At 53.4% G+C, this 20,756-nt stretch carries 19 protein-coding genes; all 19 read left to right on the forward strand.

The window, feature by feature from the left end:
* The 19 genes from atpE to L362_RS04615 all read left to right on the forward strand — a co-directional run bounded on the left by atpE (window position 1) and on the right by L362_RS04615 (window position 20,726).
* Window positions 1-240, forward strand: coding sequence for a F0F1 ATP synthase subunit C (gene atpE, locus L362_RS04705; protein ID WP_000429386.1), 240 nt, complete (start codon window positions 1-3; stop codon window positions 238-240).
* Between the two features lie 48 nt (window positions 241-288).
* Entirely contained in the window at window positions 289-759 is a 471-nt protein-coding gene (gene atpF, locus L362_RS04700; RefSeq protein WP_003862370.1) for a F0F1 ATP synthase subunit B, read from the forward strand.
* A 14-nt stretch (window positions 760-773) separates the two neighbouring features.
* Complete coding sequence (gene atpH, locus L362_RS04695) at window positions 774-1,307, forward strand: F0F1 ATP synthase subunit delta (protein WP_008500192.1); 534 nt, start codon at window positions 774-776, stop codon at window positions 1,305-1,307.
* A 12-nt stretch (window positions 1,308-1,319) separates the two neighbouring features.
* The gene (gene atpA / locus L362_RS04690; protein WP_003862367.1) at window positions 1,320-2,861 is read left to right on the forward strand and encodes a F0F1 ATP synthase subunit alpha; all 1,542 of its coding nucleotides are present in this window, start codon (window positions 1,320-1,322) and stop codon (window positions 2,859-2,861) included.
* Window positions 2,862-2,912: 51 nt separating this feature from the next.
* Window positions 2,913-3,776 (forward strand): F0F1 ATP synthase subunit gamma, encoded by an 864-nt coding sequence (gene atpG / locus L362_RS04685; RefSeq protein WP_008500191.1) that lies wholly within the window; start codon window positions 2,913-2,915, stop codon window positions 3,774-3,776.
* A 31-nt stretch (window positions 3,777-3,807) separates the two neighbouring features.
* The gene (gene atpD, locus L362_RS04680) at window positions 3,808-5,190 is read left to right on the forward strand and encodes a F0F1 ATP synthase subunit beta (protein ID WP_003862362.1); all 1,383 of its coding nucleotides are present in this window, start codon (window positions 3,808-3,810) and stop codon (window positions 5,188-5,190) included.
* A 20-nt stretch (window positions 5,191-5,210) separates the two neighbouring features.
* Complete coding sequence (locus L362_RS04675) at window positions 5,211-5,630, forward strand: F0F1 ATP synthase subunit epsilon (RefSeq protein WP_006177560.1); 420 nt, start codon at window positions 5,211-5,213, stop codon at window positions 5,628-5,630.
* Between the two features lie 138 nt (window positions 5,631-5,768).
* Window positions 5,769-7,139, forward strand: a complete 1,371-nt coding sequence (glmU, locus tag L362_RS04670; RefSeq protein WP_023345143.1) for a bifunctional UDP-N-acetylglucosamine diphosphorylase/glucosamine-1-phosphate N-acetyltransferase GlmU — start codon at window positions 5,769-5,771, stop codon at window positions 7,137-7,139.
* A 225-nt stretch (window positions 7,140-7,364) separates the two neighbouring features.
* Window positions 7,365-9,194, forward strand: a complete 1,830-nt coding sequence (glmS, locus tag L362_RS04665) for a glutamine--fructose-6-phosphate transaminase (isomerizing) (RefSeq protein WP_008500188.1) — start codon at window positions 7,365-7,367, stop codon at window positions 9,192-9,194.
* 428 nt (window positions 9,195-9,622) lie between these two features.
* Window positions 9,623-10,201 (forward strand): chaperone-usher fimbrial major subunit, encoded by a 579-nt coding sequence (locus L362_RS04660; protein WP_023326362.1) that lies wholly within the window; start codon window positions 9,623-9,625, stop codon window positions 10,199-10,201.
* A gap of 71 nt (window positions 10,202-10,272) precedes the next feature.
* A complete protein-coding gene (locus L362_RS04655; RefSeq protein WP_023345144.1) occupies window positions 10,273-10,956 on the forward strand; it encodes a fimbrial chaperone in 684 nt (227 codons plus the stop codon).
* An 18-nt stretch (window positions 10,957-10,974) separates the two neighbouring features.
* A complete protein-coding gene (locus L362_RS04650; protein ID WP_023345145.1) occupies window positions 10,975-13,494 on the forward strand; it encodes a fimbria/pilus outer membrane usher protein in 2,520 nt (839 codons plus the stop codon).
* 9 nt (window positions 13,495-13,503) lie between these two features.
* Window positions 13,504-14,580 (forward strand): fimbrial protein StgD, encoded by a 1,077-nt coding sequence (gene stgD, locus L362_RS04645; protein WP_023326365.1) that lies wholly within the window; start codon window positions 13,504-13,506, stop codon window positions 14,578-14,580.
* A gap of 245 nt (window positions 14,581-14,825) precedes the next feature.
* Window positions 14,826-15,866, forward strand: a complete 1,041-nt coding sequence (pstS, locus tag L362_RS04640) for a phosphate ABC transporter substrate-binding protein PstS (protein WP_008500186.1) — start codon at window positions 14,826-14,828, stop codon at window positions 15,864-15,866.
* Window positions 15,867-15,994: 128 nt separating this feature from the next.
* Window positions 15,995-16,954 (forward strand): phosphate ABC transporter permease PstC, encoded by a 960-nt coding sequence (gene pstC / locus L362_RS04635; protein WP_008500185.1) that lies wholly within the window; start codon window positions 15,995-15,997, stop codon window positions 16,952-16,954.
* Complete coding sequence (gene pstA / locus L362_RS04630) at window positions 16,954-17,844, forward strand: phosphate ABC transporter permease PstA (RefSeq protein ID WP_023345146.1); 891 nt, start codon at window positions 16,954-16,956, stop codon at window positions 17,842-17,844. The genes pstC and pstA overlap by 1 nt, the downstream gene beginning before the upstream one ends.
* Window positions 17,845-17,891: 47 nt before the next feature.
* Complete coding sequence (gene pstB / locus L362_RS04625) at window positions 17,892-18,665, forward strand: phosphate ABC transporter ATP-binding protein PstB (RefSeq protein ID WP_008500183.1); 774 nt, start codon at window positions 17,892-17,894, stop codon at window positions 18,663-18,665.
* 26 nt (window positions 18,666-18,691) lie between these two features.
* The gene (phoU, locus tag L362_RS04620) at window positions 18,692-19,417 is read left to right on the forward strand and encodes a phosphate signaling complex protein PhoU (RefSeq protein WP_008500182.1); all 726 of its coding nucleotides are present in this window, start codon (window positions 18,692-18,694) and stop codon (window positions 19,415-19,417) included.
* Window positions 19,418-19,577: 160 nt separating this feature from the next.
* Window positions 19,578-20,726 carry an esterase gene (locus L362_RS04615; RefSeq protein WP_155249614.1) on the forward strand — a complete coding sequence of 383 codons (1,149 nt, stop codon included), beginning with the start codon at window positions 19,578-19,580 and terminating at the stop codon, window positions 20,724-20,726.
* Window positions 20,727-20,756: the final 30 nt, after the last annotated feature.

Genomic DNA, 20,756 nt, shown 5'->3' on the forward strand with positions numbered 1-20,756 from the left:
ATGGAAAACCTGAATATGGATCTGCTGTACATGGCTGCCGCTGTGATGATGGGTCTGGCGGCTATCGGTGCTGCGATCGGTATCGGCATCCTCGGGGGCAAATTCCTGGAAGGCGCTGCGCGTCAACCTGATCTGATTCCTCTGCTGCGTACTCAGTTCTTTATCGTTATGGGTCTGGTGGATGCTATCCCAATGATCGCTGTAGGTCTGGGTCTGTACGTGATGTTTGCTGTCGCGTAGTAGTAGTTTTAAAACCCTAAGCCACAGATATTAAAGAGGTATTGTGCTGTGAACATGAACGCAACAATCCTCGGCCAGGCCATCGCGTTTATTCTCTTTGTCTGGTTCTGCATGAAGTATGTATGGCCGCCTTTAATGGCAGCCATCGAAAAACGTCAGAAAGAAATTGCTGACGGTCTGGCTTCTGCAGAACGCGCTAAGAAAGATTTGGACCTTGCACAGGCCAACGCGACAGACCAGCTGAAAAAAGCGAAAGCGGAAGCTCAGGTTATCATCGAACAGGCTAACAAACGCCGTTCGCAGATCCTGGACGAAGCGAAAGCTGAAGCAGAACAGGAACGTACTAAGATCGTGACACAGGCTCAGGCTGAAATTGAAGCTGAGCGTAAACGTGCTCGTGAAGAACTGCGTAAGCAGGTTGCGATTCTGGCTGTTGCTGGCGCCGAGAAGATCATCGAACGTTCCGTGGATGAAGCTGCTAACAGCGACATCGTGGACAAACTTGTCGCTGAACTGTAAGGAGGGAGGGGCTGATGTCTGAATTTGTTACGGTAGCTCGCCCCTACGCCAAAGCAGCTTTTGACTTTGCTATCGAACACCAAAATGTCGATCGCTGGCAGAATATGCTGGCGTTTGCCGCTGAGGTGACGAAAAACGAACAAATGGCCGAGTTGCTTTCCGGTGCGTTAGCACCTGAAACCCTCGCCGCGTCGTTTATCGCCGTGTGCGGAGAGCAACTGGATGCCAACGGCCAGAACCTGATTAAGGTGATGGCAGAGAATGGTCGTCTCCGTGTGCTCCCGGATGTTCTCGAGCAGTTTGAGCACTTACGTGCCCTTAGTGAAGCTACCGCTGAAGTCGAAGTGACTTCTGCGACTGAACTGAGTGACGAACAGCTTGCGAAAATTACCGCCGCGATGGAAAAACGTCTGTCACGCAAAGTTAAGCTGAATTGCAAAATCGATAAGTCTGTAATGGCAGGCGTAATCATCCGTTCGGGTGATATGGTCATTGATGGCAGCGTACGCGGCCGTCTTGAGCGCCTTGCAGACGTCTTGCAGTCTTAAGGGGACTGGAGCATGCAACTGAATTCCACCGAAATCAGCGAACTGATCAAGCAGCGCATTGCTCAGTTCAATGTTGTGAGTGAAGCTCACAACGAAGGTACTATTGTTTCTGTAAGTGACGGTGTTATCCGCATCCACGGCCTGGCCGATTGTATGCAGGGTGAGATGATTTCCCTGCCGGGTAACCGTTACGCTATCGCACTGAACCTGGAGCGCGACTCCGTTGGTGCAGTTGTGATGGGTCCATATGCTGACCTCGCCGAAGGCATGAAGGTTAAGTGTACTGGCCGTATTCTGGAAGTACCGGTTGGCCGTGGCCTGCTGGGTCGCGTTGTTAACACCCTGGGTGCGCCAATCGACGGTAAAGGTCCGGTTGAGCACGATGGCTTCTCCCCAATCGAAGTTATCGCACCAGGCGTTATCGACCGTCAGTCCGTAGATCAGCCTGTTCAGACAGGTTATAAGTCCGTTGACGCCATGATCCCAATCGGTCGTGGTCAGCGTGAACTGATCATCGGTGACCGTCAGACCGGTAAAACCGCGATGGCTATCGACGCCATCATCAACCAGCGTGATTCCGGCATCAAATGTGTGTACGTGGCTATCGGCCAGAAAGCGTCCACCATTTCTAACGTGGTTCGTAAACTGGAAGAGCACGGCGCGCTGTCTAACACCATTGTTGTTGTGGCGACCGCGTCTGAATCTGCTGCACTGCAATACCTGGCACCATACGCCGGTTGCGCAATGGGCGAATACTTCCGTGACCGCGGTGAAGATGCGCTGATCGTATACGATGACCTGTCTAAACAGGCTGTTGCTTATCGTCAGGTTTCCCTGCTGCTCCGTCGTCCACCTGGACGTGAAGCGTTCCCTGGCGACGTATTCTACCTCCACTCTCGTCTGCTGGAGCGTGCTTCCCGCGTTAACGCGGAATACGTCGAGAACTTCACCAAAGGTGAAGTGAAGGGTAAAACGGGCTCTCTGACCGCGCTGCCGATCATTGAAACCCAGGCGGGTGACGTTTCTGCGTTCGTTCCGACCAACGTAATCTCCATTACCGATGGTCAGATCTTCCTGGAAACCAACCTGTTTAACTCCGGTATTCGTCCGGCGGTTAACCCGGGTATCTCCGTATCCCGTGTGGGTGGTGCTGCTCAGACCAAGATCATCAAGAAACTGTCCGGTGGTATCCGTACCGCGCTGGCACAGTATCGCGAACTGGCTGCGTTCTCTCAGTTCGCATCCGATCTGGACGAAGCAACCCGTAAACAGCTGAGCCACGGTCAGAAAGTGACCGAGCTGCTGAAGCAGAAACAGTACGCACCAATGTCTGTTGCTCAGCAGGGCCTGGTACTGTTCGCGGCTGAACGCGGTTACCTCGAAGATGTGGAACTGGCGAAAATCGGTAGCTTCGAAGCCGCTCTGCTGGCTTACGTCGACCGTGATCACGCTCCGCTGATGCAAGAGATCAACCAGACCGGTGGCTATAACGACGAAATCGAAGGCAAGCTGAAAGCTATCCTCGATTCCTTCAAAGCAACCCAATCCTGGTAATCGTCCGGCGGCTTGTCTCAGGACAAGCCGCCTGGCATTGAGGAGAAGCTCATGGCCGGCGCAAAAGAGATACGTAGTAAGATCGCAAGCGTCCAGAACACGCAAAAGATCACTAAAGCGATGGAGATGGTCGCCGCTTCCAAAATGCGTAAATCGCAGGATCGCATGGCGGCCAGCCGTCCTTATGCAGAAACCATGCGCAAAGTGATTGGTCACCTTGCAAACGGTAATCTGGAATATAAGCACCCTTACCTGGAAGAACGCGACGTTAAGCGCGTGGGCTACCTGGTGGTGTCGACCGACCGTGGTCTGTGTGGCGGCTTGAACATTAACCTGTTCAAAAAACTGCTGGCGGATATGAAAGCATGGTCTGAAAAAGGCGTTCAGTGCGATATCGCAATGATCGGCTCTAAAGGCGTCTCTTTCTTTAACTCCGTTGGTGGCAACATTGTCGCTCAGGTGACCGGTATGGGTGATAACCCGTCCCTGTCCGAACTGATCGGCCCGGTTAAAGTGATGTTGCAGGCCTATGATGAAGGCCGTCTGGACAGACTGTACGTTGTCAGCAACAAATTCATTAACACCATGTCTCAGGTTCCAACGCTCACTCAGATGCTGCCGTTACCGGCATCAGAAGATGACGAGCTGAAGCAAAAAGCCTGGGATTACCTGTATGAACCCGATCCGAAACCGCTGCTGGATACCCTGCTGCGTCGTTACGTTGAATCTCAGGTTTATCAGGGCGTTGTAGAAAACCTGGCCAGCGAGCAGGCCGCACGAATGGTGGCGATGAAAGCCGCGACCGATAATGGCGGCAGCCTGATTAAAGAGCTGCAGTTGGTTTACAACAAAGCTCGTCAGGCCAGCATTACTCAGGAACTCACCGAGATCGTCTCGGGGGCCGCCGCGGTTTAACCAGGTTTACGAATTACGTAGAGGATTCAAGATGGCTACTGGAAAGATTGTCCAGGTAATCGGCGCCGTGGTGGACGTCGAGTTCCCTCAGGACGCCGTACCACGCGTGTACGACGCGCTTGAGGTACAGAATGGTAACGAGAGCCTGGTGCTGGAAGTTCAGCAGCAGCTCGGCGGCGGTATCGTGCGTACCATCGCGATGGGTTCTTCCGACGGTCTGCGTCGTGGTCTGGAAGTAAAAGACCTTGAGCACCCGATCGAAGTCCCGGTAGGTAAAGCAACACTGGGTCGTATCATGAACGTATTGGGTCAGCCAATCGACATGAAAGGCGACATCGGTGAAGAAGAGCGTTGGGCTATCCACCGCGCGGCACCTTCCTACGAAGAGCTGTCCAGCTCTCAGGAACTGCTGGAAACCGGTATCAAAGTTATCGACCTGATGTGTCCGTTTGCGAAGGGCGGTAAAGTGGGTCTGTTCGGTGGTGCGGGTGTAGGTAAAACCGTAAACATGATGGAGCTGATCCGTAACATCGCGATCGAGCACTCCGGTTACTCTGTGTTTGCGGGCGTAGGTGAACGTACTCGTGAGGGTAACGACTTCTACCACGAAATGACCGACTCCAACGTTCTGGACAAAGTATCCCTGGTTTACGGCCAGATGAACGAGCCACCTGGAAACCGTCTGCGCGTTGCGCTGACCGGCCTGACGATGGCTGAGAAGTTCCGTGACGAAGGCCGTGACGTTCTGCTGTTCGTTGATAACATCTATCGTTACACCCTGGCCGGTACTGAAGTATCTGCACTGCTGGGTCGTATGCCTTCAGCGGTAGGTTATCAGCCAACGCTGGCGGAAGAGATGGGTGTTCTTCAGGAACGTATCACCTCTACCAAAACCGGTTCTATCACCTCCGTTCAGGCGGTATACGTACCTGCGGATGACTTGACTGACCCATCACCAGCCACCACCTTTGCGCACTTAGATGCAACCGTGGTACTGAGCCGTCAGATCGCGTCTCTGGGTATCTACCCAGCCGTTGACCCGCTGGACTCCACCAGCCGTCAGCTGGATCCACTGGTTGTTGGTCAGGAACACTACGACACCGCGCGTGGCGTACAGTCCCTGCTGCAGCGTTACCAGGAACTGAAAGACATCATCGCCATCCTGGGTATGGATGAACTGTCTGAAGAAGACAAACTGGTGGTAGCACGTGCGCGTAAGATCCAGCGCTTCCTGTCCCAGCCGTTCTTCGTTGCGGAAGTATTCACCGGTTCTCCGGGTAAATACGTTTCCCTGAAAGACACCATCCGTGGCTTTAAAGGCATCATGGAAGGCGAATACGATCACCTGCCAGAGCAGGCGTTCTACATGGTTGGTTCCATCGAAGAAGCTGTGGAAAAAGCCAAAAAACTTTAACGCCTTAATCGGAGGGTGATATGGCAATGACTTACCACCTGGACGTCGTCAGCGCAGAGCAACAAATGTTCTCTGGTCTGGTCGAGAAAATCCAGGTAACGGGTAGTGAAGGTGAGCTGGGTATTTTCCCGGGTCACGCACCGCTGCTCACCGCCATTAAGCCTGGTATGATCCGCATCGTTAAACAGTTCGGTCACGAAGAGTTTATCTATCTGTCCGGCGGCATTCTTGAAGTGCAGCCTGGTAGTGTGACCGTTCTGGCCGATACCGCTATTCGTGGCCAGGATCTCGACGAAGCGCGAGCCCTGGAGTCGAAGCGTAAGGCTGAAGAGCACATTAGCAGCTCTCATGGTGACGTGGATTACGCTCAGGCGTCTGCGGAGCTGGCCAAAGCGATCGCGAAACTGCGCGTTATCGAGTTGACCAAAAAAGCGATGTAACACCGGCTTGAAAAGCACAAAAGCCAGTCTGGATACCAGGCTGGCTTTTTTTTTCGGCCTTAATTCATGATGAAAAAGATGTAGAATTTTAATCATCAAACGTTTTTACTTCTCACTCAAACTACCGTCAGGATGCGTATGTCAAACAGTGCGATGAGCGTGGTGATCCTTGCCGCAGGCAAAGGGACCCGCATGTATTCCGACCTGCCTAAAGTGCTTCACACGCTTGCAGGAAAGCCAATGGTGCAGCACGTCATTGATGCAGCGAATGAATTGGGCGCCAGTCAGGTCCACCTGGTCTACGGCCACGGCGGCGATCTGCTTAAAAAGACGCTGAGCGACGACAAGCTCAACTGGGTGCTTCAGGCCGAGCAGTTGGGTACAGGCCATGCCATGCAGCAGGCAGCGCCCTTCTTTGCGGATGACGAAGACATTTTGATGCTCTACGGCGATGTCCCGCTGATCTCCGTTGAAACGCTGACTCGCCTGCGTGAAGCCAAACCGCAGGGCGGCATCGGTTTATTAACCGTCGTGCTGGACGATCCAACCGGTTATGGCCGTATCACCCGTGAAAACGGCAACGTTACGGGTATTGTTGAGCATAAAGATGCCAGCGAGGCGCAGCGTCAGATTCAGGAGATCAACACCGGTATCCTGATTGCCAATGGCGCGGATATGAAGCGCTGGCTGTCGAAGCTCAACAACAATAACGCGCAGGGTGAATACTACATCACCGACATCATTGCGATGGCATACCAGGAAGGGCGCGAGATTGCGGCGGTCCATCCGGCGCGCATCAGCGAAACCGAAGGGGTGAACAACCGCCTTCAACTCTCCCGTCTTGAGCGCGTTTATCAGTCCGAACAGGCCGAGAAACTCCTTCTGGCTGGCGTGATGCTGCGCGATCCGGCGCGTTTCGATCTGCGTGGCACGTTATCTCACGGGCGCGACGTTGAAATTGATACTAACGTTATCCTCGAAGGTCACGTCACGCTGGGCAACCGCGTCAAAATTGGCGCTGGCTGCGTGATCAAAAACAGCGTCATTGGTGACGACTGTGAAATAAGCCCGTACAGCGTGGTGGAAGATGCCCGTCTGGATGTGGCCTGTACCATAGGCCCGTTTGCGCGTTTGCGCCCGGGCGCTGAGCTGCTGGAAGGCGCTCACGTGGGCAACTTCGTTGAGATGAAAAAAGCGCGTCTGGGTAAAGGCTCAAAAGCCGGTCATTTAACCTATCTGGGCGACGCGGAAATTGGTGACAACGTCAACATTGGCGCAGGCACAATCACCTGTAACTATGACGGCGCCAATAAGTTTAAAACCATCATCGGTGATGATGTGTTTGTCGGTTCCGACACCCAGCTGGTGGCACCTGTTACCGTGGGTAACGGCGTAACGATTGCCGCCGGGACAACCGTTACGCGCGATATCGCCGATAACGAACTGGTATTAAGCCGTGTGCCGCAGGTGCACAAGCAGGGCTGGAAACGTCCTGTGAAGAAGAAGTAACAACAAGGCGGGTGGCGCTACGCTTACCCGCCCTACGATTGAGTAGGCCTGATAAGGCGTAGCCGTCATCAGGCAAACCCGGGTGAGGAGATAAACATATATCTCCCCCCACAAGCAGTACCCATAAAAATAACCCCACTCTCTACAAGGCTCGGGGCGCCCGGAAAGGGCAAATACAGGTCAGCGACAACGCAGGCATTATGCCTAAATTCGGAATCTAAAATTATGTGTGGAATTGTTGGCGCAGTTGCGCAGCGTGATATTGCTGAAATCCTTCTCGAAGGTTTACGTCGTCTGGAATACCGTGGTTACGACTCTGCCGGTCTGGCTGTCGTCGATGCAGAAGGTCATATGACCCGTCTGCGCCGTCTCGGTAAAGTGCAGATGCTGGCCCAGGCCGCGGAAGAACATCCGCTGCACGGGGGAACCGGTATTGCGCACACCCGCTGGGCGACGCACGGCGAACCGTCTGAAGGCAACGCGCACCCGCATGTGTCTGAACACATCGTGGTCGTGCACAATGGCATTATCGAAAACCACGAACCGCTGCGTGAAGCACTGAAAGCGCGCGGCTACACCTTCGTCTCTGAAACTGACACCGAAGTGATTGCTCACCTGGTGCACTGGGAACTTGAGCAGGGCGGTACGCTGCGTGATGCGGTGCTGCGCGCTATTCCTCAGCTGCGCGGTGCGTACGGTACGGTGATCATGGATTCCCGCGACCCGTCCACGCTGCTGGCCGCGCGTTCCGGTAGCCCGATGGTTATCGGCCTGGGCATGGGTGAAAACTTTATCGCTTCCGATCAGCTGGCACTTCTACCGGTCACCCGTCGCTTTATCTTCCTCGAAGAGGGGGATATCGCCGAAGTGACTCGCCGCAGCGTGACCGTGTTCGATACCAAAGGCGAGCAGGTGAAACGTCAGGAGATCGAATCGAATCTGCAGTACGACGCGGGCGACAAAGGCGCTTACCGTCACTACATGCAGAAAGAGATTTACGAGCAGCCAAACGCCATCAAAAACACCCTGACCGGGCGCATCAGCCATGGTGAAGTGGATCTGAGCGAGCTGGGCGCAAACGCGAACGAACTGCTCAGCAAGGTTGAGCATATTCAGATCGTGGCCTGCGGCACCTCCTACAACTCCGGTATGGTCTCTCGCTACTGGTTTGAATCTCTGGCGGGCGTGCCGTGCGACGTAGAAATTGCGTCTGAGTTCCGCTATCGCAAATCTGCCGTACGTCGTAACAGCCTGATGATCACCCTTTCCCAGTCAGGTGAAACGGCAGATACCCTGGCGGCGCTGCGTCTCTCTAAAGAGCTGGGTTATCTGGGTTCTCTGGCCATCTGTAACGTCCCGGGCTCATCGCTGGTGCGTGAATCCGATCTGGCGCTGATGACCAAAGCGGGTACCGAAATCGGCGTGGCCTCCACCAAGGCGTTTACCACTCAGCTGACGGTTCTGCTGATGCTGGTGGCGAAACTGGCGCGTCTGAAAGGTGAAGATGCCTCTGTTGAGCATGACATCGTTCACGGTCTGCAGGCGCTGCCGAGCCGTATTGAGCAGATGCTGTCTCAGGACAAACGCATTGAAGCTCTGGCGGAAGATTTCTCTGACAAACATCACGCCCTGTTCCTGGGCCGTGGCGATCAGTATCCGATTGCGCTGGAAGGCGCGCTGAAGCTGAAAGAGATCTCTTACATTCACGCTGAAGCCTATGCGGCAGGCGAGCTGAAACACGGTCCGTTGGCGCTGATTGACGCGGATATGCCGGTTATCGTCGTGGCACCGAACAACGAACTGCTGGAAAAACTGAAGTCCAACATCGAAGAAGTCCGCGCCCGTGGCGGCGTGTTGTACGTCTTTGCTGATAAAGATGCCGGTTTCGCCAGCAGCGACAACATGCACATCATCGAGATGCCGCATGTGGAAGAGGTGATTGCGCCGATCTTCTACACCGTTCCGTTGCAGCTGCTGGCCTATCACGTGGCGCTGATCAAAGGCACCGACGTTGACCAGCCGCGTAACCTGGCGAAGTCCGTTACCGTAGAATAATCTCCAGCCTACCCGAGGCTGCCAGTATTCCGGCAGCCTCATAGTCCTCCCCTCAGCGATTACTTCTTTTTATCGCAGCCTGTTTCTTTTTTCATGTTTCCTTACATTATTGCGTCATCTGATTGTCTCGCCGATTTCTGCTTAAAAAATAATCATATTTAGCGGTGGCAAAGAAAAGATATTGATAAATTCTCAAAAAAACAGAAAAGAGACATCAATAGCATTTATTAATTATTTTTTATTCTTATTTGTAAGGGGTTTTTTATTTTTCGTTTTTATTATTTTATTTTAAAGATATTTCATGAGAGAAAACGTGTTTGTCATAGGGCAGGAATGAATTGTACTATCGCCACGCTTTAAAGGATGGTGTGTTTTATTTGAATGTGTAAATGAAACGCATACAAATAATATAAATTATGGAGAGTTTCATGAAATTAAACGTTATAGCCACTTCGCTGGTTTTATCTTCCGCCCTGTTTTCAGGTGCGACATTAGCGGCTGACGGTACTGTTCATTTCCGTGGCGAGGTGATTGATTCTACTTGTACAGTCACGACTGATACCAGTAATCAGACTGTTAATATTGGTCGTGTATCGGTAAAAACCTTCGCGGGTATTGATTCCACCGCGTCTGTTAAAGATTTCCACATCCGTCTGGAAGGCTGCCCGGCAACCTATACTCAGGCGGCGGTACGCTTTGACGGGACGGAAGATAAAGATACCATCGGTAAAGGTTATCTCTCAATCGGTACGCCGGTGAACGAAGACGGTACGGACGGCGAGTTCACTGGCAGCGGCGACGCCATTGCCGCGACGGGCGTGGCGATTAAACTGTTCAACCTGAGCGATGATACCGCGATCCCGTTGTATAACAATTCTAAATACGTTGCCATTGCAGATGGTAAAGCGGATATGGGATTCAAGGCGAAATTCGTCCAGACTCTGGCAACAGTGACGCCGGGTACTGCGAATGCTGACTCTCAGTTTACTATTGAATACCTGAAATAATCAGCGGTTATGGATTCGGAGCCTGTTAAGAATTTATTAACAGGCTCCTTTATATATAAGGACATTGGATTATGCCAGGGCGTATAGTGAATGTATTATTAGCGTGTTGTCTTACGGGTATTTCTACACTGGCATCGGCAGGTGTGGTTATCGGTGGCACACGAGTGATTTATTCGAGTGATAAATCCGACGCAACCATTACTGTCAAAAATAACGAAGCGGCTATCCCTTATCTTATTCAAACATGGGTTGACCCCTTCAGTAATACAGGAACCGCGAAAAAACCACCGTTTACCGTCATTCCACCGGTATCTCGTCTGGAGGCTGGGCAGGAAAAAATTCTGCGCATTATGAAAACCGAGGGCAATTTACCGCAGGATCGGGAGTCGGTGTTCTGGCTGAACATCAAAAATATTCCCCCGGCGAGCAATAAGCCGAACGCGATGGAAATCGCCATTAAGACGCGTATCAAGCTGTTCTGGCGTCCGGCCTCGTTGAACATCACCCCGGAGCACGCCGCCACGCAGGTGAAGTGGCACAGAGAAAATCGGCAGTTGGTAGTTGAAAATCCCACGCCGCTAAATATCAACGTTATGAATGTGACAGTGGACGGCAAAGATGTGCCACTCAATATCGTCCATCCCTTTGAAACCCTGCGTTTACCCTTACCGGAAGGCGTGAATGGCCATGCGCTGGTGTGGCGGTATGTGAATGATTTCGGTGCGATTAGTCAGGATTTAAAAGCAGCGCTTTAAGCAAAGGATGGTTTATTTATGGAGTGTTCCCGTATTTTCATCGCGTTTGCTTCCGGGGTGGTGCTTGGTTTATCCGCCGAGACGGCAGCGAGGGATATGTTTAACCCTGCGTTGCTTGAAATCGATCATCCTGTGGACGTTGATATCCACCAGTTTAACCGCGCGAACAATCTACCTGCCGGGAACTATAAGGTCAGTATTCATGTTAACGGCGAATATGTTGACCGCCGGGAGGTAACCTTTGTCGAAGATACTGCCACCAGCAACCTTCATCCTTGCTTCTCAGACGTCAAAACCGTGCTCGCTGAGCTTGGGGTAAAAGTGGCGGCTATCAAGGCCCTTAACGACATAGATGACAAAGCCTGTCTGAACCCCGCGCCGCTCGTTCCCGGCTCAACCTGGACGTTTGATACGGATAAACTCCAGCTTAACGTCACGTTGCCGCAAATCTATATTGATGTATCGGCGCGCGGCTATATCAGTCCCTCACGCTGGGATGAGGGCATCAATGCGCTTATGGTGAACTACGATTTTTCCGGCTCCAGCACGGTACATTCGAACGAGGATGTTAACGACGATTTTTATTATCTGAACCTGCGCAACGGTGCCAACCTGGGGGCATGGCGTTTACGTAACTACAGTACGCTAAACGTGGCCGATGGCGAGTCTTCGTATCATTCGATCAATACCTATTTACAGCGCGATATCGCCGCGTTACGCAGCCAAATCATGCTGGGGGATACGTGGACCGCAAGCGACGTGTTTGACAGCACGCAACTGCGTGGTATGCGTCTCTACACGGATGATGACATGCTGCCTTCGAGCCTGACGGGGTTTGCGCCAGTGGTTCGCGGCGTGGCGAAAAGCAATGCGACCGTGATTGTGCGGCAAAACGGTTACATCATTTACCAGTCTGCCGTACCGCAGGGAGCGTTTGCGCTCAAGGATTTAAACACTACCAATTCGGGTGGCGATCTGGATGTTACCATCAAAGAAGAGGATGGCAGCGAGCAACATTTTACCCAGCCTTACGCCTCACTGGCGATCCTGAAGCGTGAAGACCAAACCGATGTCGATATCAGCGCGGGTGAACTGCGCGATCAAAACGATTTTCAGCCGACCGTTTTTCAGGCGCAGGTGTTACACGGTTTTCCTGCGGGTATTACCCTCTACGGGGGCGTGCAGGGAACCAGCGATTACACCTCCGCCGCGCTTGGCGTGGGGAAAGATATGGGTTCGCTGGGCGCCATTTCGCTGGACGTAACGCATGCCCGCGCGCGGTTTGAGGACGATGACGAAAGCGGGCAATCTTACCGTTTTCTCTATTCCAAACGTTTTGATGAAACTAACACAACGTTTCGGCTGGTGGGCTACCGCTACTCCACAGAGGGCTACTACACCCTGAACGAATGGGCGTCCCGGCAGAATAACGAGAGCGACTTCTGGACGACAGGTAACCGCCGTAGCCGTCTGGAGGGAACATGGACGCAGACCTTTGGCGACGGGATGGGAAATATTTATCTTACCCTTAGCCGCCAGCAGTACTGGAAGACGAATGAAGTCGAGCGGCTGGTGCAGCTGGGCTACAGCAATAGCTGGCGCTCTATTTCCTGGAACGTCTCCTGGAACTACACCGATTCACTCACCTCGGCCCAAAATAGCACCGACACTGACATCAGCGACAGCCAGGGAAGCGAACAGATTTTTATGCTCTCTCTCTCCATACCGTTGTCAGGCTGGCTGCATGATAGCTACGTCAACTATGGGTACACCCAAAACAACCATGGAAAAGGGATGCACCAGGTGGGGCTGAGCGGTAACGCGCTGGATGCGCACAACCTCTCCTGGAACGTTCAGCAGTCTTACGATGCGGATAACGAAGATTACAACAACAGCGCAGGGGTGGGCTATGACGGCACATATGGTTCGGTAAACGCCAGTTACGACTATACCCAGGACAACCAGCGCCTCAACTATGGAATGAAGGGCGGGATTCTGGCCCACAGCGATGGCATAACTTTCTCTCAGGAGCTGGGGGAAACCGTCGCGCTGGTTAAAGCCCCGGGAGCTTCCGGCCTGGCGCTGGAGAATGGTACGGGTAAGGCGACTGACTGGCGCGGCTATACGGTACAGACGCAGCTCAATGCCTACGATGAAAACAGAGTGGAGATCGACAGCGATTACTTTGCGAAGGCCAACGTCGAAATCGACAACAGTATCCTCAGCGTTATCCCGACGCGCGGCGCGGTGGTACGGGCGGAGTTTGTCACTCACGTGGGCTATCGCGTCCTGTTCAATGTGCGGCAGAAGAGTGGCAAACCGGTGCCGTTTGGCGCAATGGCCTCGGCTGATTTACCCCACGGCAGCGTAACCGGCATTGTGGGCGAAAATGGCGAGCTTTATCTGTCCGGCATGCCGGAAGAGGGGGCGTTTGTCCTGAAGTGGGGTGCAGATAACACGGTGACCTGCCCGGTTAACTACCATTTTACCCCGCCAGAAGGCGTTGAACTGATACAAATATCGGCAGTATGCCAATAGGGAAATAAGATGAAATTCAGGACACCTCTGTTTTTAAGCGCGTTGATAATATTTATGACGCCAGTATGCAAGGCGTACACCACGGGCGACGGGATTTGTCACTCCGAAGGTGGCGCTTATATCTATAACCTTAATCTGAACGGGCAGTCGATCCCGGCGGATAAAAATAAAGCAGGTACAGAGATCAGGGATCTGGAAACGCTCAGTTCATCTACGAGTTACAAAGCGCAATGCAACTGTCTTACGCATTACTCTACGGGCTTTCGCCAAATCTACTACACCGCACGATCGCCGTTAAGTGAAGATGTGGTAAAGAACGGGTATACCTATTTTACCCTTAATAACAACCTCAGCATCGCCACGTCGATACTTGTGCTTGGCAGAGAATATATACCGGTACCTTTCAGCGCAGAACCAAACGTAATGTCTCATAGCTCCTATTGTTATGCGCCTGGCGAGGAAGGGAGCGAACCAACACTCAATACCGGTTCACAAATAAAAATATCATTCTTAATTAACAAGCCGTTTATTGGCCGGGTGAGTGTGCCAGGTACGATAGTCGCCGATCTTTATGGAGGGCTGGATGCGGCCTCCTCGACCTCCAGCACCGAAAAAATGGCAGAGATCAAAATCGCTGGCGATATCGTCGTGCCGCAAAACTGCGAGATAGCGCCCGGGCAGACGCTTGAGATAGATTTTGGCAAAATCCCGGCCCCGGAATTTTCCGCTACCAAAGGCACCGCCGTGACGAGTCACAAGGTAAAAAAGACGATTCAGGTACAGTGCACAGGCATGCTGGATGAGAATATTGTCTACTCCACTTTCCATGGAGACCCTGTTGACGCCGATGCCACGATGATGAAAGTCAACGGCAATGATGATGTAGGCATTGTGGTATACGACAAGTGGGATCGTCAGGTCAGCGTCAACGGCGGCAGGATGGACATGGATAGGGGCGAAAACAACAACGGCGCCGAAAACAATTCGCTTACCTTTTCCGCTGCGCCTGCAAGCGCAACGGGGGCTCAGCCAAAACCTGGAACGTTTGAAGCGTACGCGACGGTCACGCTGGAAATTGAACATTAATCACCCGACGGCTGTTTATGACAGCCGTTGTCATTTTCCCCCTTTTGTACCAGGCTTATCCCTTTCTGTATGACAACTCTATGACGCCATTATGAATAAATATCATTTATTATCAATGACTTATTTTTATCGCCTGCATTGTCATAAAACTGTCATAATTCGTACATTTATCTGTCACCTGTTTGTCCTATTTTGCTCATCGTAGCCACTAAACAACGATTTACGAAAATCTTGCAGGAGACATTATGAAAGTTATGCGTACCACTGTCGCAACTGTTGTCGCCGCGACCTTATCTCTGAGCGCGTTCTCTGTATTTGCAGAAGCAAGCCTGACTGGCGCTGGTGCAACCTTCCCTGCGCCGGTGTATGCCAAATGGGCGGATACCTACCAGAAAGAAACCGGTAACAAGGTTAACTATCAGGGTATCGGCTCCTCCGGTGGCGTAAAACAAATTACCGCGAACACGGTTGATTTCGGCGCATCAGATGCTCCGCTGTCTGATGACAAACTGGCTCAGGAAGGCCTGTTCCAGTTCCCTACCGTGATCGGTGGCGTGGTTCTGGCGATCAACCTGCCGGGCGTGAAGTCGGGTGAGTTGGTGCTGGACGGCAAAACCCTGGGTGACATCTACCTGGGCAAAATCAAAAAATGGGATGACGAAGCGATCGCCAAACTCAACCCAGGCCTGAAGCTGCCTTCCCAGAACATCGCCGTGGTTCGCCGCGCGGATGGTTCTGGTACCTCTTTCGTGTTCACCAGCTACCTGGCGAAAGTGAACGAAGAGTGGAAATCTAAAGTCGGCTCCGGCTCTACCGTTAACTGGCCTACCGGTCTGGGCGGTAAAGGTAATGACGGTATCGCCGCGTTCGTACAGCGTCTGCCTGGCTCCATCGGCTACGTAGAGTATGCGTACGCGAAGCAGAACAACCTGTCCTACACCAAACTGGTGTCTGCCGACGGCAAACCGGTTAGCCCGACCGAAGAGAACTTTGCTAACGCCGCCAAAGGCGCTGACTGGAGCAAATCCTTCGCGCAGGATCTGACTAACCAGAAGGGCGAAGGGGCGTGGCCAATCACCTCTACCACCTTCATCCTGGTGCACAAAGAGCAGAAGAAACCTGAACAGGGCGCTGAAGTGCTGAAGTTCTTCGACTGGGCATACAAAAACGGCGGCAAACAGGCTAACGCTCTGGATTACGCCACCCTGCCAGACAACGTGGTTGAGCAGATTCGCGCTGCATGGAAAACCAACGTGAAAGACAGCAGCGGTAAAGCGCTGTACTAACAGGATATATTTAACGAAGATGGCGGGGGGCGCTGCGCTTACCCGCCCTACGGTTTACTCTGTAGGCCCGGTAAGCGTCAGCGCCACCGGGCATATTCGTAAAAACGTCTCAAACAGAAGAGTAATTTATGGCTGCAACCAAGCCTGCATTTAACCCTCCGGGTAAAAAAGGTGACATGATTTTCAGCGCGCTGGTCAAACTGGCTGCGCTGATTGTGCTATTGCTGCTGGGCGGCATTATCGTGTCTCTGATTTTCTCCTCCTGGCCGAGCATCCAGAAATTCGGTTTCTCCTTCCTGTGGAGTAAAGAGTGGGATGCGCCGAACGATATCTATGGTGCACTTGTGCCGATTTACGGCACGCTGGTGACCTCGTTCATCGCCCTGCTGATTGCGGTTCCGGTAAGTTTCGGTATCGCCCTGTTCCTGACGGAGCTGGCGCCGGGCTGGCTGCGTCGCCCATTGGGTATCGCCATCGAACTGCTGGCGGCCATCCCAAGTATCGTCTACGGCATGTGGGGCCTTTTCATCTTTGCGCCGCTGTTCGCCACGTACTTCCAGGAACCGGTGGGTAACGTCCTCTCTGCCATTCCGTTTGTGGGGGCCTTGTTCTCAGGCCCGGCTTTCGGTATCGGCATTCTGGCGGCGGGTGTGATCCTCGCCATCATGATTATTCCGTACATTGCGGCGGTGATGCGCGATGTGTTCGAACAAACGCCGGTGATGATGAAAGAGTCGGCCTACGGCATCGGCTGCACCACCTGGGAAGTGATCTGGCGCATTGTCCTTCCGTTCACCAAAAATGGGGTGATCGGGGGCGTCATGCTGGGCTTAGGTCGTGCGCTGGGTGAAACCATGGCGGTTACCTTTATCATCGGTAACACCTACCAGCTCGACAGCGCGTCGCTCTACATGCCGGGCAACAGTATTACCTCTGCGCTGGCGAATGAGTTTGCGGAAGCGGAATCGGGTCTGCACGTTGCGGCGCTGATGGAGCTGGGTCTGATTCTGTTCGTTATTACCTTCATTGTTCTGGCGATTTCCAAGCTGATGATTATGCGTCTCGCTAAAAATGAGGGAGCACGCTAATGGCCACTCTCGAAATGCAAGCTACTGCTGAACTGGCGGAATCCCGCCGCAAAATGCAGGCCAGACGCCGCATGAAAAACCGCATTGCCCTGACGCTCTCTATGGCGACGATGGCATTCGGTCTGTTCTGGCTTGTCTGGATCCTCTTCTCAACGGTCGTTCGCGGGATTGACGGAATGTCATTCTCGCTGTTCACCGAAATGACGCCGCCGCCGAACACGGCGGGTGGTGGCCTGGCGAATGCCCTGGCGGGCAGCGGATTGCTGATCCTCTGGGCCACGGTCTTCGGCACGCCGCTGGGCATCATGGCGGGCATCTACCTGGCAGAATACGGTCGTAAATCCTTGCTGGCGGAAGTGATTCGTTTCATTAACGACATTTTGCTGTCAGCCCCGTCTATCGTCGTGGGTCTGTTCGTTTATACCGTCGTGGTGGCGCAGATGGAACACTTCTCCGGCTGGGCGGGTGTGATTGCGCTGGCGCTGCTGCAGGTGCCGATTGTGATTCGAACCACCGAGAACATGCTAAAACTGGTGCCGGACAGCCTGCGTGAAGCGGCTTACGCGCTGGGTACGCCAAAATGGAAGATGATCTCTGCGATTACGCTGAAGGCGTCGGTCTCCGGGATCATGACCGGTATCCTGCTGGCGGTGGCGCGTATTGCGGGTGAAACGGCACCGCTGCTGTTTACGTCCCTCTCCAACCAGTTCTGGAGCACGGACATGATGCAGCCGATCGCCAACCTGCCGGTGACGATCTTTAAATTTGCGATGAGCCCCTTCGCGGAATGGCAGCAGCTGGCCTGGGCCGGGGTGCTGATCATTACCCTTTGCGTACTGTTGCTGAACATTCTGGCGCGCGTCATTTTCGCGAAGAAGAAACACGGTTAATTTTTTACGGCGCGGCAGCTCGCGACGCCGAATGAGGAAATGAGTCAATGAGTATGGTTGATACTGCCCCGGGTAAGATTCAGGTTCGTGATTTGAACTTCTACTACGGCAAATTCCATGCCCTGAAGAACATCAACCTGGATATCGCGAAGAACCAGGTCACGGCATTTATCGGTCCGTCCGGCTGTGGGAAATCCACGCTGCTGCGTACCTTTAACAAAATGTATTCGCTCTATCCGGAGCAGCGTGCTGAAGGGGAAATCATCCTCGACGGTGAAAACATTCTGACCCAGGCTCAGGATATTGCCCTGCTGCGCGCGAAAGTGGGGATGGTGTTCCAGAAACCCACGCCGTTCCCGATGTCCATTTATGACAACATCGCCTTTGGCGTTCGCCTGTTTGAAAAGCTCTCCCGTGCCGATATGGACGAGCGCGTGCAGTGGGCTTTGACCAAGGCCGCATTATGGAACGAAACCAAAGATAAGTTGCACCAGAGCGGGTACTCTCTCTCCGGTGGTCAGCAGCAGCGTCTGTGCATTGCGCGCGGTATTGCGATCCGCCCGGAAGTGTTGCTGCTGGATGAGCCGTGTTCAGCGCTGGACCCGATTTCAACCGGTCGTATTGAAGAACTGATCACCGAGCTGAAGCAGGATTACACCGTGGTTATCGTGACCCACAACATGCAGCAGGCTGCGCGTTGCTCCGATCACACGGCGTTTATGTACCTGGGTGAATTGATTGAGTTCAGTAACACGGACGATCTGTTCACTAAGCCCGCGAAGAAACAAACCGAAGATTATATTACTGGCCGCTACGGTTGATTTGCCTTAGTGCATGTGGAGAAACCATGGACAACCTCAATCTTAATAAACACATTTCCGGCCAGTTCAACGCAGAGCTGGAAAGCATTCGCACCCAGGTGATGACCATGGGCGGCATGGTCGAGCAGCAGCTTTCTGATGCGATTACGGCGATGCACAACCAGGACAGCGAGCTGGCGAAGCGCGTCATTGAAGGCGATAAAAACGTCAACATGATGGAAGTGGCTATCGACGAAGCCTGCGTGCGCATTATCGCGAAACGTCAGCCGACGGCGAGCGACCTGCGTCTGGTGATGGCGATCATCAAAACCATCGCCGAGCTGGAACGTATTGGTGACGTCGCCGATAAAATCTGCCGCACCGCGCTGGAGAAGTTCTCTCAGCAGCATCAGCCGCTGCTGGTCAGCCTGGAGTCGCTGGGCCGCCACACCGTGCAGATGCTGCACGACGTGCTGGATGCCTTTGCGCGGATGGATCTGGACGAAGCGGTGCGTATCTACCGTGAAGACAAGAAGGTCGATCAGGAGTATGAAGGCATCGTGCGCCAGCTGATGACCTACATGATGGAAGATTCCCGCACGATCCCGAGCGTGCTGACGGCCCTGTTCTGCGCGCGCTCCATCGAGCGTATCGGTGACCGCTGCCAGAACATTTGCGAATACATTTTCTACTTCGTGAAGGGTCAGGACTTCCGTCACGTGGGCGGCGACGAGCTGGACAAGCTGCTGGCGGGTAAAGATCCGAAAGAGTAATCCTGTCATCTGATAACAACGCCGGTACTCACCGGCGTTGTTATTTCTAGTGTAATCACAATTTTCCCCTTCATCCGTTGCCTGGCGTTCGAAACGCGCTAACGTGAGACGAAAAAACAGCAAAGGATGGTATATGAAAAATTCATTAGCGTGCCTGGCGATGGCCATCAGCATCGTGATCGGTACTGGAACAGACGTGATTGCCGCACCGTTGCCGGTCACACCTGACCAGACTACCCCGGTCAGCCACTATGTGACCCAGGTTAATGCGGATAAAAGCATTACGTTTCGCCTGTTTGCACCCGGCGCAACGCGAGTCTCCGTGGTGACGGGGTCAATGCCTGAAAGCCAGGTTTCCCATGATATGACGAAAGAGAAAAATGGCGTCTGGTCATGCAAAAGCGAGCCGATGGCCCCGAATCTCTACGAATATTATTTCGACATCGATGGTTTCCGTTCAGTCGACACGGGAAGCCGCTATCAAAAACCCCAGCGGCAGGTGAACACCAGCCTGATTCTGGTTCCGGGCAGTATTCTCGACGATCGTCCTGTACCGCATGGCGATCTGACGACCTTGACCTGGCACTCGCCGTCGCTCAAGTCAGAGCGCCGCATCTATGTATGGACTCCCCCTGGCTACAACGGCACAGGGGAACCCTTACCGGTGCTCTACTTCTACCATGGTTTTGGGGATACCGGGCTTTCGGCAATCGACCAGGGCCGTCTGCCGCAAATCATGGATAACCTGATGGCCGAAGGGAAAATCAAACCGATGCTGGTGGTGGTACCCGACACCGAGACGGAGAGCACTGAGGCCATCCCCGAGAACTTCCCACCGGCAGAACGACGGAAGTCTTTCTATCCGCTCAATGCGAAAGCCGCAGACCGTGAACTGATGAGCGAGATTATTCCGCTGGTGGATACCCGCTTCAACGTGCGTAAAGATGCGGCCGGCCGGGCGCTGGCGGGATTGTCACAGGGCGGTTATCAGGCGCTCGTATCCGGTATGAACCATCTGGACAGCTTCGGCTGGCTGGGAACGTTCAGCGGCGTTACCACAACAACCGTGCCTGACGAAGGCGTGGCCGCACGCTTTAAGCAGCCTGAGGCCATTAACCGGCAGCTGCATAACTTCACCGTCGTTGTGGGAGAGCGCGATTCGGTGACCGGCAAAGATATCGCCGGTCTGAAAGCGGAGCTGGAAAAGCAGGGCATCAAATTCGACTATAAAATGTACCCCGGTCTGAACCACGAAATGGACGTCTGGCGTCCGGCCTATGCTGAGTTTGTTCAAAAGCTCTTCAGATAAACCTGTCGCCCTCCCTGCCGGGAGGGTCTG

It is taken from the genome of Enterobacter sp. MGH 16 (assembly GCF_000493175.1).
GTDB lineage: Bacteria > Pseudomonadota > Gammaproteobacteria > Enterobacterales > Enterobacteriaceae > Enterobacter > Enterobacter roggenkampii.